This window comes from Rhabdobacter roseus (genome assembly GCF_014202275.1).
GTDB lineage: Bacteria > Bacteroidota > Bacteroidia > Cytophagales > Spirosomataceae > Rhabdobacter > Rhabdobacter roseus.
Genome location: NZ_JACHGF010000001.1, coordinates 658,310 through 672,260 on the forward strand (window position 1 = coordinate 658,310; position 13,951 = coordinate 672,260).

The following is a 13,951-nucleotide window of genomic DNA, read 5'->3' on the forward strand; positions in this document are numbered from 1 at the left end:
CAAAGCCCGAAAAAAGTGACTTTTAACCCCGTCAAGCTGTTTTCTTTACTTGGTAAATCCCTGTCGGAACTCCAGCAGAACGACCCACTGCGCCTGGCCGGGGCCACGGCTTTCTTCACGACCTTTGCCTTGCCGGCCATCCTGCTTATTTTTATTCAGCTTTTCGGGTTGTTTATTAATCCGGATCAGCTAAGCGCCCAGCTCCTACAAGACCTAAAAGCCATTGTAGGAGAAGAAGGGGCCGATCAACTTCAATTCACCATCGAGAACCTCAAAAAGCTTAGCCTGGACCAGGAGTGGTACTTTGCCCTGATCGGCTTTGGGTTTCTACTCATTGTGGCCACTACGCTCTTCCATATAGTACAAAGCTCGCTGGACGAGATCTGGAAAATTAAAGTGCAGGCGCGCCCCGGCCTCAAGTTCAGGCTCAAACTTCGCGCCCGGTCGCTGGGGATCATTCTGCTGGCGGGCGTACTATTCCTGGTTGGCTTGCTGCTGGAAGGATTGAAAATAGCCCTGGGCGGGTACCTGATTCTCCTGTTTCCCACGTACAGCGCTTTGGTCCGAGATCTCTTTCACGAACTGTTTTTTATTGTGATGGTGACGGTTTGGTTTAGTATCCTTTTCCGGTTTCTTACCTCGGCCCGTCCCAAGTGGAAGCTGGCTCTCCAGGGTGGTTTTTTTACCGGCATCTTGTTTACGGGCGGGAAGCTGCTGCTGCGGTGGTTGTTGTCGCTGAGCAACGTAGCCACCATGTACGGCGCTGCGGGCTCCATTGTGCTCATTTTGCTGTTTGTATTTTATTCTTCGTTTATCTTTTACTACGGAGGCTCCTTTATAAAAGTACTGAGCGACACCTACGATAAACCCATTAGGCCGCTCAAAAAAGCATTTACTTACGAAGTGCAGGAGCGGGAAGTGAAGCCCGGGAAAGAGACCCCCGGACAAAGTACCTGAGCTAAGCCGCCCGGAGGCAGCGTCGGGAACAGCTTTTTTAGGACCAATAACGTTTTTATTCGACGAGTTGAACCCCAAGGATTTTGCAAAAAAATAACGAAGAATTACGCTCCGTTTTTATGAAGAGCTACTGGAAAAACAAGCTTGATCAAATCAGAAATTATCTACGCCGGCAACGGCGGCCCCGGGGTTTTAAATTGGTACTGCTGGTGCTCGGAGGCTTAGCCGTACTGGGCCTGGGTTTGGGGCTGTTCTTTTTCTTTTCCGTTTCGATGGGTGTGTACGGGCGCAGCCCTTCCCGAAGCGAGCTAAAATCCAAGCGCAACGACACGGCCTCCGAAGTGTACTCGGCCGACAGCGTATTGCTGGCCCGGTACTACCTCTACGACCGCACCAATGTGTCTTACGCCGCCATTTCGCCCGTTACGATTCAGGCGCTCATCGCCACCGAAGACGTACGTTTCTACAAGCACCACGGCATCGACTCGCGCAGCCTGGCGCGGGTACTTATCAAAACCCTGCTGATGCAGAAAGAAAGCTCGGGTGGTGGAAGTACCCTTACCCAGCAGTTGGCCAAAAACCTCTACCCCCGGCGCAAGTACAAGTACCTCGAAATGCCCATCAACAAACTCCAGGAAATGATCATAGCCCGGCGGCTGGAGTCCGTCTACTCCAAGGAGGCCATCCTGGAGCTGTACCTGAATACGGTTTCCTTTGGCGGTACCATCTACGGCATTGAAAGAGCTTCGCGTCATTTTTTTAACGTACCGGCTCACGCCATCAAGGCCGAGCAGGCGGCCGTGCTGGTCGGGATGCTCAAGGCCACCACGGCCTACAACCCCGCCACCCATCCGGAGCGCTCGAAGCGGCGGCGCAACGTAGTGCTTAGCCAGATGGTGAAGTACGGGTACCTGGCCCCCGCGGCGGCCGACTCCCTGAAGGTGCTCCCGATCAAGCTCATGAAAGAAACCCGCACCCAGGAGGTACGACTAGCGCCCTACTTTACGGAGCAGCTGCGGGTAGAGCTGGCGACCTGGTGCCAGGAGCAAAAAAAGAGGAATGGCGACCCATACAACCTCTACACCGACGGCCTAAAGATCTACACCACCATCGACTCCAAAATGCAGCGGGAAGCCGAGCTGGCCATCCGGACCCGCATGGCGGCTCTTCAGAAACAGTTTGATGCGCACTGGAAAGGGCGTACGCCCTGGGGAACGGACAAAACCGTCATGGATAACGCGCTGCGCGTTTCGGCCCGCTACAAACGTTTGAAAGCCCAGGGGAAATCCGACGAGGAGATCCGGGAGCTTTTTCGTAAGCCCGTCCCGATGGCACTCTTCAGCTGGAATGGAGTTGTGAAACGAACCATGAGCCCGATGGATTCGCTGGCCTACTACCAGCGTTTCCTCAACACCGGGCTGGTCTCGATGGAGCCCGCTACGGGCTACGTGCGGGCCTGGGTAGGGGGCATCAACCACGGCCTCTTCAAGTACGACCACGTGTTGTCAAGGCGGCAGGTGGGCTCTACGTTTAAACCCATCGTGTACGCCGCTGCCCTCCAGAAGGGCATCGATCCCTGTACTTACTTCGACAACAAGCTAACAACCTACCCGGAGTTTGAGGACTGGGCTCCGCAAAACGCTAGCAACCAGTACGGCGGCAAATACTCCATGAAAGGAGCCCTGGCGCAGTCGGTGAACACGGTTTCAGCGCAGATCATTTTAAAGACCGGCGTCGACCGGACCATCAGCCTGGCGCGGGAGCTGGGCATCGAGAGCGACCTGCCCAAGGTACCTTCCCTGGCGCTGGGGGTGGCTAACTTATCGTTGCTCGAGATGGTAGAAGCCTACACGGCCTTTGCCAACCAGGGGCGACATACCGAGCCGGTGTACGTCACGAGCATTATCGATCGCAACGACCGGGTGCTACGCCAGCATAAGCCACACCGCGACAAGCAGGTACTTAGGGAAGACAACGCCGCTATCATGCTCAAGCTGATGCAGGGCGTGGTAGAGGAGGGCAGCGGCGGACGGCTGCGCTCCCAATTTGGGTTGAAGCTCGACATAGCCGGTAAAACGGGTACTACCCAGCACCAGAGCGACGGCTGGTTTATCGGCATCGTGCCGGGGCTGGTGACGGGCGTTTGGGTAGGGGCCGAAAGCCCGCTGGTACGTTTTCGTACCCTGGAGCTGGGGCAGGGCTCCAACACCGCCCTGCCCATCTGGGGCGACTATACGGCCCGGCTCCAAAAAAGCAAGGTACTAAAGGTACAGCGGTTTGAGCCCTTGCCCCAGCATTTACAAAACCGCCTCGACTGTAGCTCCTACTTGCCCGAGGTGGAGCCCAATTTCATCGACCGGGTTTTTGAGGCGCTGTCGCTGCCCCGCACCAGTAAAGAAGAACGCCAGGAGCGGCGGCGGCGAAAAAGAGAACGGCGCAACCGAGGGCAGTAAGTAGCCGGGTACCTTTCGGCAGCAGCAGGGGCGTGGACAAAAAAGTGGAAACATTTCAAAAGTACCCTGGTTAGACCAAGTACGACAACGCCCAAACCGTGAAGTAGGTATGAAGGACCAGAGTAAGGAAATTGTCTTTCGAAACCGCCGGGAAGCCGGTCAGGAGCTCGGCCGCTTTCTGGCACCCAAGTACCAAAGTACCCACCCGCTGGTGCTGGGCGTACCGCGCGGCGGCGCGGAGGTGGCCTACTACGTTGCCCGGCGGCTGGGCGCTGATTTCGCGCTAATCGTCGCTAAAAAACTACCCTTTCCTGGGCACGAAGAGTACGGCTTTGGAGCCGTTGCCGAGGAAGGCGTGGTGTACGTATCGGAGCGGGGCCAGAAAACGCTCGACGCCCCCGTGATTCGGCGGATAATCCAGGAACAAACCGACGAAGTAGCGCGGCGCGTGCAGCAGTACCGCCAGGGAAGTCCGCTCCCCCGTATGAAAGATCGTACCGTACTGCTCGTGGACGACGGCATTGCTACGGGCGCTACGCTGGTGCCGCTGGTGGAGCTGTGCCAGCAAAAAGAGGCTGCTAAGGTAGTGGTGGCCGCGCCGGTGTCGGGCACTACCTATGACCGCGGCCTCCAGAAGGCCGACGCCCTGGAAGTACTGGTACAGCCCCGGCCTTTTTTCTCGGTGGGGCAGGCGTATGAAGATTTTGGTGAATTTACGGATGAACAGCTGGCCGCCCTGATGCGGCAGGCCGAAAGCGAAGCCCCCTAGGTACTTTTAACGCGCCGGGAACTGGGCTTGCTCGGGCCGGTAGGTTGTATCAAGTACCTGATAGGTTAGGATTTTTATTGTTGGAAAAATATAACTTCATAAAGTACCTTTTTAATCACTTCATTCTAAACTAAAAAAACCATGGAAATAACGATCAAAGAACCCCGCAACGAAGCCGAACTAAGACTGACGGTTGAGCCCGAAGACTACAACGGCGAAGCCGGTTGGCGCATCATTTATCCCGATAAAGATTCGTTTGTGATGGTGCAACGAGAAGGCGAATGGCTGGTAATGGACGAAGACTGGATCAATCCCGAGCTGCTGGAGATCATCGGTAAAGCCCTGGCTACCAAAGACCGCTACACGTCGCTTTCGGGTAGTTGAGAAAGTACCCCCGGCGGCAATAAAGAAGAGCCATAGGTAGTTTTCTAGTAGGAGATTTTATTTTATACAGGAAACCGCGAGACAAAAAGAGTAGATTCTCTAATGTCCTGATTTTATTGTTTTTAGCGGAGCATTGTAAAAAATATTTGCTATTTTAGCTCCTGAAACTAACCTACTTAGTGATACTATGGCTCTTTTCAAACTACAAATCAATGGCCGAAGCTACCAGGCCGACGTGGAGCCGGATACCCCGCTCTTGTGGGTACTGCGTGACCACCTGGGGCTGGTAGGGGCCAAGTACGGCTGCGGCATTGCGCAGTGCGGTGCCTGCATGGTACACCTCAACGACGAAGCGACGCCTTCCTGCGTGCTGCCGGTGTCGGCCATCGGTGCTTCTAAAGTGACCACCATCGAGGGACTTTCTGAAAAAGGCGACCACCCCGTGCAGCAAGCCTGGGACGAGGTGGACGTGGCGCAGTGTGGCTACTGCCAGGCGGGGCAAATCATGGCGGCGGCGGCTTTACTCAAGCGTAAACCCAAGCCAACCAACGAAGACATCGACGCGACCATGTCCCGAAACCTCTGCCGCTGTGGTACCTACCACCGGATCCGTGAAGCCGTGAAAGTAGCCTCCACTAAACTCAACTGACCATGTCCTTATTACCCAATACCTCTCGGCGCGATTTCATGAAGCTGGCCGCGACGGCCGGTGGTGGTTTGTTGCTCGGTTTTCACGGAGCGCGGGCTGCTGCCGCTGAGCCCATGATACTCGATGCCAACGCCGCCAGCGCGGCGCTGGATTTCAACAGCTTTCTGGCCATTGCCCCCAATGGTACCATCACGATCTTCTCGCCCAACCCCGAAGTAGGGCAGGGCATCAAAACGGCCTTCCCCCTTATTGTGGCCGAAGAGCTAAATGTAGACTGGAAGCAGGTCAACGTGGTGCAGGCTCCGCTGGATACCAAAAAGTACGAGCGGCAGGTAGCCGGTGGAAGCGGGTCGATTCCGCATTCCTGGAAGCGCCTCCGCGAAGCCGGGGCCACGGCCCGGGTGATGCTGATCGGCGCGGCTGCCCAGCGCTGGAAAGTACCCGCCGAGGCCTGCACGGCCCAGAATGGCATGGTACTTCATAAGGCCTCGGGCAAGAAGCTCAGCTACGGCGAGCTGGCGCAGGATGCCGCCAAACTACCCGTTCCTCAAGACGTAAAGCTGAAAGAATACAAGGATTTTACGCTGATTGGTAAAACGTATAAAAACGTCGACAACCAGGCCATCATTACGGGTAAGCCGCTGTTTGGGCTGGATTTCTACCGCGAAGGCATGCTCTTTGCGATGGTGCAGCGGCCGAAGGCCTTTGGCATGAAAGTAAAGTCGGTAGACGCCACCCAGGCCAAAGCCATGCCCGGCATTATAGACGTGGTGACGTTCCGGAACAACGTGGCCGTGGTGGGTAAGTCGACCTGGCAGGTGAAGAAAGCCCGGGAGGTACTTAAGGTAGAATACGAAGCCGAGGGCGCGCTGGAAAGTACCGCCGACCACAACCGCCTCTTCGACGAACTCCTCAATGGCTCCGAAGCTACCGTACGCCGACAAGATGGCGACGTGGAGGCTGCCTTCAAGAGTGCCGCCAAGGTAGTGAAGAGCGAGTATCAGTGCCCCTTCCTGCCCCACAACCCGCTGGAGCCCATGAACTTCTTTGCGCACGTGCGGGAAGACGGTGCCGAGCTCATTGGTCCTACCCAAACTCCCGAGCGCGCCCGCGGCGAAGCCGCCAAGTATCTGGGCCTGCCGCCGGAAAAAATTACCGTGGAAATGACCCGCATGGGCGGAGGCTTTGGCCGTCGCTTGGCCGCCGACTACGTCATGGACGCCGTGGAGGTTTCCAAGCTCGCAAAGGCACCTGTGAAGGTGATCTGGACGCGCGAAGACGACATGACGGCCGGTAACTACCGCCCGGCGGTGAAGTACCGCTTCGAGGCCGCCCTGGACGCCAAGGGCAACATGATCGGCTACAAGCTACGGGGCGTGGGGATCAACGCGGGTAACCCTACCCGCGAGCAAAACTTCCCCTCGGGTGCCGTGCCCAATTTGCTCATTGACTCGGTAGAACATAAGTCGCCCATTACGACGGGTCCCTGGCGGGCGCCCATTACCAACTTCCTGGCCTACGCCGAGCAATCTTTCCTGGACGAGGTAGCCGAAGCCGCCGGGAAAGATCCTGTGCAGTTCCGGCAGGATTTGCTGGAGCAGGCCAAAAAAACGCCGACCGGGGATGTCAAGTACGACCTCGACCGGATGATCGCCGTTACGAAGCTGGCCGCCGAAAAATCGGGCTGGGGCAAGAAGAAAGGCCCCGATGGCAAGCCGCTGGCGCAGGGTTTCAGCCTGTACTACTCGCACCTTTCTTACGTAGCGCAGGTGGGTGAGGTAGTGATGGAAAAAGGCAAACCCGTGGTGAAGAAAATTCATGCGGCCGTAGACTGCGGCGTGGTGATCAACCAGAGCGGCGCGCGGCAGCAGGTCATGGGCGGCATCGTAGACGGCATGGGCCACGCCATGTACGGCAATATGACTTTCAAAGACGGCGCTCCCGACCAGAGCAACTTCAACAGCTTCCGGCTGATCCGGGTCAACGAAATTCCGGAAGTAGAGGTTCATTTTGTAAATAACGGCATGGACCCCACCGGCCTGGGCGAACCGGCGCTGCCGCCCACGGGTGCCGCCGTTTCCAACGCCATCTTTAAAGCGACCGGCAAGCGCCTCTACAAGCAGCCTTTCGTAGAAGAGGAGCCCTTCAAGGGCATTTCGTAGCATCGATTTTATGCCTCAACGCGGCGGTAAGGTACCTTGAAGTACCCGCCGCCGCGTTGTTTATTACAAATTTCTCACGTATTCTCACCTACCTATGAAAAAGCTTCTTTCCCTTACCCTGGCTTTACTCCTTTTCCAGGTTTCGTTTGCCCAAGTACGGTTTGGCTTGAAAGCCGGGCTAAATGGCGCTAATCTGAATTTTGAAACTACCAGAACCAACCTAGCCCCCCACGCCGGAGGCCTGCTGGAAGTGGCTCTCAGCGATCGCTTCTTGATTCGGCCAGAATTACTTTACTCGGTGAAAGGCTTCCGGTCACCAGTAAAGTACGGTAAAACCAGAGAGAATCTACGTTATTTTACTCTTCCGGTTTTACTAGGCTTTAGTCCTGTTGAAAAAGTAGTTGTTCTGGCCGGACCAGAACTAGGTTTGCTGACGAAGGCTACTAGGAAAACCCCTGAATATAGGTTTGATGGTACGGAAGATTATAGCCGATTCGACCTGGGGCTCGTGTTTGGATTAGGTTATAAAATCAAAGAGAATCTGGGCATCGATCTTCGTTATAATTACGGTTTTACGAAACTAATAACGATAGATTACAGAGATCCGAACGGGAATCCAGCGGGTATGGGAAAGGATGGTTCTAACCGGGTTGTGCAAGTAGGCTTGTATTATTTGCTGGCGAAAAAATAAGGCAGCTTTAATTACCGCACCTATCCTGTCCTGGTACTTGGATTTTATTTATGGACAATTCTCCTAAAATCCAAAAAAGCCTATACGTAGCCGTAACAAGCAGCCCCTGGCCCGCCCGTGACGTGTAGGTAGGTAGTAGTATGAAGGCACCACCGACCCTTTGCTCAGCGTAGCGCAGTGGGTTGTTAAACTGGTACACGGCTTCCAGCGCTATTTTCTTACCCACCGAAGTACCTACACCGGCTATAAAAAGCAGGTCGTTACGCAGATGTTCATTCTCCCGAATGGAAAACGGAATGGTTAATGACCCCGACGCAAGTGGGTCATCTTCACGAGAACTCACCAGCTTGTAGTGGGTCTTGGCTTTAATAAAGTAGGTAGGCATAGCGCCCGCCAGCACATACACGGGGCTACGTTGGGGGAAAGGGTTAATCTCAACGGTGAGGGGTACCTGCAGGCGTTGGAAGGTATTGTCGTAGGTAGTGGTATAAATCAGCGGTCCGAGCCTATCCACATCCGTTAGCCCAAGTACGTTTAAGGCACGGACTCGGCGGTCGCACAGGGATTGCCATTCGGCATCGACCCGAAGGGCCAGGGACGGAGCCAAGCGGTACCCTAGCCGCAGGCCACCGGCGTAGCTGAAGCCCGACCGGTACCGGTCCCGGATTTCCTGGTTGGTTTGTTGCTCTACGTTACGGCCGCTCCAGCCGGTGCCCGCTTTGAGGCCCAGCGTCCAGGGAGAGGTTTGCGCCCAGGCCGTAGAGGTACTTACGCTCAGGATTAGTAGGTACACAAGAGTAGGAAATCGCTTTTTCATCTCCGTCAGGTTGTTTAGGTGCAGGGGTACTTTGATCGTTTGTAGAGGGACCCCAGGTAGCTACCAAGGGTTGTAAGCCCAGAGAGAACTTTATCGCTTAGGTACTTCACCAGGGCAGCTATGAATTACATGCTCCTATCAGTCAGTGAGTAGAAGGATGTGTTGTGAAGGTACTTTTCGGCGCCAGCGTTTGGTCAAAGTATTTTATCCCAAACGATTTTCTTGACCTCGGCGTGCGATTCTAGATCGTGCATGACGTTCAGGATGTCATTTTCCTGGCGGGTATCTACCTTCAGATTAATCACTACGTCATCCTGCTTTTTCTCGGCCGAAATACTACTAATACTAAGTCGCGCATCGGCCGACAACTGCTGGACAATCCGGGCGGAGGCTTTCCAGTTGGTGGTTATTACCTGAATCAGCTGGTCTTTTTGATGTTTGAAAAAGCGTTTTTAGACCTGCTGCAAGCCCCACAGAACCAGGATGGCAAGTACCGTGGTGGTAGCCGCCGCAAAGTACATGCCGCCGCCCGTAGCCAGCCCGATGGCCGCCACCGTCCACAGTCCCGAGGCGGTCGTGAGGCCCCGGATCACCTCCTGCCGCAAAAACAGAATGGTACCCGCGCCCAGGAAGCCAATCCCACTCACGACCTGCGCCGCCACCCGTGAGGGGTCCAGCTCGATATGCTCGTGCGTAAGTACCTCGTAAAACCCATGCGCCGAAACCAGCATACTCAGAGCCGCTCCCACGCAGACCATCATGTGTGTACGTAGGCCCGCGGCCCAGTCTTTTCGCTCGCGCTCAAGCCCCACGATGCCGCCCAGCAGCGCGGCTACGCAGAGTCGGAGGGCGATTTCGGTCCAGGAGATCATCATGGATAGTAGCCAATTAGAGATGGAAAAGATTAAAAAATGGTAAGAGATTATGCCTAAATTCTCGTGCCAGATTTCTTTCCTGAAGGTACCTTGGGCGGATGGTACTTTAAACAAAGGAATGGGGTACTTTAACGTTAAGCAAAGAGTACTTTTCAGAAAGTACCCTACAAAAAGTGCCCTTTCTCCGCCAAAGAAAGGGCCGGGGATTGCCGCAATGGAATTGAGGCTTTTTCGCAGAACCTTCAGGCCGCAGGTACTTTGTCCTAAACCGAAAGGTACTTTTTAAGTTCTTTGTAGAGGAATAGAAGCGCCCCGAAGCGCGTTTGGTAGATACTACACTTCTTCAAGCTAAAACATTTTCTATGCTCGCGATCCAATTGAAAGACTTCGGCCATGCCGACCAGCTCTACCTGGATGAGTACCCTACGCCGGAGCCGTCGGCTTACGAGGTACTTATAAAAGTACACGCCACGGCCCTCAACCGCGCCGACATCCTGCAGCGCGAAGGCAAGTACCCCCCGCCCGAAGGCGCCAGCCCGCTGCTGGGCCTGGAAGTAGCCGGTGAGGTAGAGGCCCTGGGCGAAAAAGTAACCCGCTGGAAGATAGGCGACAAAGTTTTTGGTCTGCTGCCCGGCGGAGGCTACGCCGAGTACGCCGTCATGCACGAAGACATGGCCATGCCCGTGCCGCTGGGCTGGGACTACACCAAAGCGGCCGCCGTGCCGGAGGTATTCCTGACGGCCTTCCAGGCGCTGAGCTGGGTTGGGAAGCTGCAAGCGGGCGAAACCGTGCTGCTGCACGCCGGAGCCAGCGGGGTAGGTACGGCGGCCATTCAGGTGGCGCGTTCGATGGGCGCTACGGTGCTGGTGACGGCCTCGTCGGGCAAGCATGCGCTCTGCCACGAGCTGGGGGCCATGCATACCATCGACTACCGCAAGGGACCCTTCCTGGACGAGGTACAGCACTTAACCGACGGCCAGGGCGTGGACCTCATCGTGGACCCCGTCGGGGGTGATTACTTCGGACAGAATATCCAGGCCCTGCGGCGCGACGGGCGGCTGGTCATGCTGGCCGTCATGGGCGGGGGCACGGTTTCCGAAGTACCCATCGGACCCATTGTGTTCAAGCGTTTGCAGATCATGGGAAGTACCCTGCGCTCCCGCACCCGCGACTACCAAGTTGCCCTCACGCGTGACTTCGTGGATTTTGCCTACGATAAGCTCACGCAGGGTGAGCTGCGCCCGGTGGTGGATACGGTTTTCAACTGGCAGGATGCTGCCGAAGCCCACAGGTACCTGGAGGCCAACCTCAGCGCGGGCAAAGTGGTACTGCGGATCGGTGAGAAGCCCGAAGAAATTTTGTAGCTTTACCTACTCCTTTATCGCCCGGCTTATGACCTTCGACTCGCTGGATCTCACCAAAACCTACTCCTACGCCGACTACCTCCAATGGACCTTCGAGGAGCGGCTGGAGCTGATCCGTGGCAAAATATTTCCCATGTCGCCCGCTCCGGCGCGGCGGCATCAGCGTCAGTCGGCTATTTTATTCAATAGCCTGTTTAATTTTTTGGCTGATGATCCCTGCCACGTCTACGCGGCTCCCTTTGACGTGCGCCTGACGCCCCGCCGGGCCGAGCGCGACCACAAAATACATACCGTCGTGCAGCCTGACGTATGCGTGATCTGCGACCTGGATAAGCTCGACGACAAAGGCTGCGTAGGCGCTCCCGACCTCATCGTGGAGATTCTTTCGCCCGGCAACACCCGTAAGGAGATGAAGGATAAGTTTGAGGTATATGAAGAAAATGGCGTGAAGGAATACTGGCTCGTGGAACCCAACGACAAAATCGTGCTGGCCTACGTGCTCAACGAGCAGGGAAGGTACTTTGGCCTGAAACCCTTTACCGAAGGCGAGCTCCTCACCTCCGTGGCCCTGCCGGGCTTTTCGATGGAGGTCAGCGCTATTTTCAAAGATTGAAAACGAGTGGTACCTTGCGATTTCATTAGGGTAAAGTGTATTGTAATTTCACAAAATGGATATTCTGAGTAAAATAAAGTCCCTGAGTAAAGCCTGCGTGGCCGACGTAACGGCTCACCGCCACCACCTGCACCGCCACCCGGAGCTTTCTTTTCAGGAGCACAAAACCGCCCGCTTCGTGGCCGAGCAGCTCAGGGCACTGGGCCTGCAGCCGCAGGAAGGCGTGGCCGGTACGGGCGTGGTGGCGCTCATCGAAGGGCGCAATCCCGGCAGCCGGGTGGTAGGCCTGCGGGCCGACATGGACGCCCTGCCCATCCAGGAAGCCAACGAGGTACCTTACCGCTCGCAGGTACCTGGCGTGATGCACGCCTGCGGGCACGATGTACATACCTCGTCGCTGCTGGGCACGGCCCGCATTCTCACCCAGCTGCGGGAGGAGTTTGAAGGTACCGTGAAGCTCGTTTTTCAGCCCGCCGAGGAGAAAGCCCCTGGTGGGGCTTCGCTGATGATCAAAGAAGGGGTACTTGAAAATCCGCGCCCGGCGGGGATGCTCGGCCAGCACGTAGCCACCAACGTACCTGTGGGCAAGATTGGCTTTCGGGAAGGCATGTACATGGCCAGCACCGACGAGCTGTACCTCACCGTGAAAGGAAAAGGCGGCCACGGCGCCATGCCCGACCAGCTCATCGACCCGGTACTGATGGCCTCGCACATCATCGTGGCGCTGCAGCAGATCATCAGCCGCCACCGCAAGCCCGCCAACCCGTCGGTACTGTCGTTCGGGCGTTTTATTGCCGACGGTGTTACGAACGTGATTCCCAACGAAGTAACCATCCAAGGTACCTGGCGCTGCATGGACGAAGAGTGGCGCGAAGAGGGGCTGCGCAAAATGAAAAAAATGGCCGAGGGCATGGCCGACGCCATGGGCGGTAGTTGCGACTTCGAAATTGTGAAAGGGTACCCTTTCCTGAAAAATCACCCCGAGCTGACGCGCCGCACCCGCGCCGCCGCCGTGGCCTACATGGGGGCCGAGAACGTCATGGATCTGGACCTGTGGATGGCCGGTGAAGACTTTGCCTTTTATTCGCAGGTAGTCGACTCCTGCTTTTACCGGCTGGGTACCCGCAACGAAGCGCGCGGCATTGTGTCGGGGGTACATACACCTACCTTCGACATCGACGAGGCGGCGCTTGAGGTTGGGCCGGGGCTCATGAGCTGGCTGGCCATTCAGGAACTCACGCAGCACTGATGGTAAGGGTACTTGGGCTGGTAGGGGTACTTTGGGGCTGGAGCGCAAGCTCGGCGATGGCGCAGGAGCTGCGGGCGCGCGTGGTGGATGCACTCACGCTGAGCCCGATACCCTACGCCCTCGTGACCGACAGCCCCCGGCGCGTAGGTACCCACACCAACGGGCAGGGTTGGTTTTGGCTGGCGTCCCGGCCCGACACGCTGCACGTTTCGGCACCGGGGTACTTGCCCAAAGAAATCATCGCGTTTTCGACGGATTCTCTGGAAATCCAATTGAGCGAAAAACCGCTCGTGCTCCAGACGCTGTCCTGGGCGCAGGATCAAAAACCCACGCTCGAGCTGCTGGGAGCGCTGCGCAAGCGGGCCGTGGGGTACTTTTTTTCCTGTGACTCTTCCTCGCTGGACGAAATGGCCCTGCTGGTACCCAACCCGCGCAAAAGTCAGGGAGTTATCAAGAAAGCCTCCTTCTACGTAGCCCGGCGCGGTCGGCCCCGCACAGCCTTTCGGGTTCGGCTGTATCAGAATAAGGACGGGAGGCCGGGGGATGATATTTTACAGGAAAGCGTCATCGTACGCTCCCGGCGTTGGGGCCGCTGGAAAGAAGTACCCCTGGGGCGTTACAATGTACCCATTCCCGAAGACGGCTTCTTTATTTCCATGGAATGGCTGGCTACAGCCGAAGGTACCTTCACCGAGCGTACGCATCTGCATGGCGGGCGCGTAGAGGAAAATGCCTGCCGCGGCCCGGTGCTGGGTACCACCGACGAATTCGACGAGTGCCGCTGGTGGTACCGAACCAACGGCCGTACTTGGCACCAGTGGAACTGCGAAGTAGAAAACCTCAAAAAAATGCAAAACCCCATGATCCGGCTGGAGCTGCTCCGGTACCGTTGAGGTACGACCGTGGAGCCTCTATCCCCGGCCCTTTCTCCCGCGGAGAAAGGGAGCTTATTAAGGGTACTTTTCCTA

General features: G+C 56.5%; 13 protein-coding genes. 11 read left to right on the forward strand and 2 right to left on the reverse strand.

The genetic code is table 11. From position 1 onward, the window contains the following. Positions 1-15: 15 nt before the first annotated feature. The 7 genes from HNQ92_RS02840 to HNQ92_RS02870 all read left to right on the forward strand — a co-directional run bounded on the left by HNQ92_RS02840 (position 16) and on the right by HNQ92_RS02870 (position 8,065). Entirely contained in the window at positions 16-957 is a 942-nt protein-coding gene (locus HNQ92_RS02840; protein WP_184170617.1) for a YhjD/YihY/BrkB family envelope integrity protein, read from the forward strand. A gap of 119 nt (positions 958-1,076) precedes the next feature. Beyond that, complete coding sequence (locus HNQ92_RS02845) at positions 1,077-3,410, forward strand: transglycosylase domain-containing protein (protein ID WP_184170620.1); 2,334 nt, start codon at positions 1,077-1,079, stop codon at positions 3,408-3,410. A gap of 109 nt (positions 3,411-3,519) precedes the next feature. Continuing rightward, on the forward strand, positions 3,520-4,179 hold the full coding sequence (locus HNQ92_RS02850) for a phosphoribosyltransferase (protein ID WP_184170623.1): 660 nt from the start codon (positions 3,520-3,522) through the stop codon (positions 4,177-4,179). A gap of 141 nt (positions 4,180-4,320) precedes the next feature. Next, positions 4,321-4,563 (forward strand): hypothetical protein, encoded by a 243-nt coding sequence (locus HNQ92_RS02855; protein WP_184170626.1) that lies wholly within the window; start codon positions 4,321-4,323, stop codon positions 4,561-4,563. A 187-nt stretch (positions 4,564-4,750) separates the two neighbouring features. Beyond that, positions 4,751-5,212 carry a (2Fe-2S)-binding protein gene (locus tag HNQ92_RS02860; RefSeq protein WP_184170629.1) on the forward strand — a complete coding sequence of 154 codons (462 nt, stop codon included), beginning with the start codon at positions 4,751-4,753 and terminating at the stop codon, positions 5,210-5,212. Positions 5,213-5,214: 2 nt separating this feature from the next. Beyond that, positions 5,215-7,374 carry a xanthine dehydrogenase family protein molybdopterin-binding subunit gene (locus tag HNQ92_RS02865; RefSeq protein ID WP_184170632.1) on the forward strand — a complete coding sequence of 720 codons (2,160 nt, stop codon included), beginning with the start codon at positions 5,215-5,217 and terminating at the stop codon, positions 7,372-7,374. Positions 7,375-7,468: 94 nt separating this feature from the next. Beyond that, positions 7,469-8,065: a porin family protein gene (locus HNQ92_RS02870; RefSeq protein WP_184170635.1), complete on the forward strand. Its 597-nt coding sequence runs from the start codon at positions 7,469-7,471 to the stop codon at positions 8,063-8,065. A 7-nt stretch (positions 8,066-8,072) separates the two neighbouring features. Here the strand turns inward: HNQ92_RS02870 and HNQ92_RS02875 are convergent, their stop codons facing one another. Beyond that, positions 8,073-8,882, reverse strand: a complete 810-nt coding sequence (locus HNQ92_RS02875; RefSeq protein WP_184170638.1) for an outer membrane beta-barrel protein — start codon at positions 8,880-8,882, stop codon at positions 8,073-8,075. 452 nt (positions 8,883-9,334) lie between these two features. Next, complete coding sequence (locus HNQ92_RS02880) at positions 9,335-9,757, reverse strand: MgtC/SapB family protein (protein ID WP_246439516.1); 423 nt, start codon at positions 9,755-9,757, stop codon at positions 9,335-9,337. Positions 9,758-10,119: 362 nt separating this feature from the next. Between HNQ92_RS02880 and HNQ92_RS02885 the strand changes: the two genes are divergently transcribed. Genes HNQ92_RS02885 through HNQ92_RS02900 form a run of 4 tightly spaced genes read left to right on the forward strand, consistent with a single transcriptional unit; the run spans position 10,120 to position 13,876 of the window. Further along, a complete protein-coding gene (locus HNQ92_RS02885; RefSeq protein ID WP_184170642.1) occupies positions 10,120-11,121 on the forward strand; it encodes an NAD(P)H-quinone oxidoreductase in 1,002 nt (333 codons plus the stop codon). A gap of 28 nt (positions 11,122-11,149) precedes the next feature. Further along, complete coding sequence (locus HNQ92_RS02890; protein WP_184170645.1) at positions 11,150-11,734, forward strand: Uma2 family endonuclease; 585 nt, start codon at positions 11,150-11,152, stop codon at positions 11,732-11,734. 55 nt (positions 11,735-11,789) lie between these two features. Further along, complete coding sequence (locus HNQ92_RS02895; protein WP_184170648.1) at positions 11,790-12,983, forward strand: M20 metallopeptidase family protein; 1,194 nt, start codon at positions 11,790-11,792, stop codon at positions 12,981-12,983. Beyond that, entirely contained in the window at positions 12,983-13,876 is an 894-nt protein-coding gene (locus HNQ92_RS02900; RefSeq protein WP_184170651.1) for a peptidase associated/transthyretin-like domain-containing protein, read from the forward strand. The genes HNQ92_RS02895 and HNQ92_RS02900 overlap by 1 nt, the downstream gene beginning before the upstream one ends. Positions 13,877-13,951: the final 75 nt, after the last annotated feature.

Coding starts and splice junctions, on each gene's coding strand:
- HNQ92_RS02865 (WP_184170632.1), top strand. CDS start 5,215: ATGTCCTTATTACCCAATACCTCTCGGCGCGATTTCATGAAGCTGGCC.
- HNQ92_RS02895 (WP_184170648.1), top strand. CDS start 11,790: ATGGATATTCTGAGTAAAATAAAGTCCCTGAGTAAAGCCTGCGTGGCC.
- HNQ92_RS02845 (WP_184170620.1), top strand. CDS start 1,077: ATGAAGAGCTACTGGAAAAACAAGCTTGATCAAATCAGAAATTATCTA.
- HNQ92_RS02855 (WP_184170626.1), top strand. CDS start 4,321: ATGGAAATAACGATCAAAGAACCCCGCAACGAAGCCGAACTAAGACTG.
- HNQ92_RS02885 (WP_184170642.1), top strand. CDS start 10,120: ATGCTCGCGATCCAATTGAAAGACTTCGGCCATGCCGACCAGCTCTAC.
- HNQ92_RS02890 (WP_184170645.1), top strand. CDS start 11,150: ATGACCTTCGACTCGCTGGATCTCACCAAAACCTACTCCTACGCCGAC.
- HNQ92_RS02875 (WP_184170638.1), bottom strand. CDS start 8,882: ATGAAAAAGCGATTTCCTACTCTTGTGTACCTACTAATCCTGAGCGTA.
- HNQ92_RS02860 (WP_184170629.1), top strand. CDS start 4,751: ATGGCTCTTTTCAAACTACAAATCAATGGCCGAAGCTACCAGGCCGAC.
- HNQ92_RS02880 (WP_246439516.1), bottom strand. CDS start 9,757: ATGATGATCTCCTGGACCGAAATCGCCCTCCGACTCTGCGTAGCCGCG.
- HNQ92_RS02900 (WP_184170651.1), top strand. CDS start 12,983: ATGGTAAGGGTACTTGGGCTGGTAGGGGTACTTTGGGGCTGGAGCGCA.
- HNQ92_RS02850 (WP_184170623.1), top strand. CDS start 3,520: ATGAAGGACCAGAGTAAGGAAATTGTCTTTCGAAACCGCCGGGAAGCC.
- HNQ92_RS02870 (WP_184170635.1), top strand. CDS start 7,469: ATGAAAAAGCTTCTTTCCCTTACCCTGGCTTTACTCCTTTTCCAGGTT.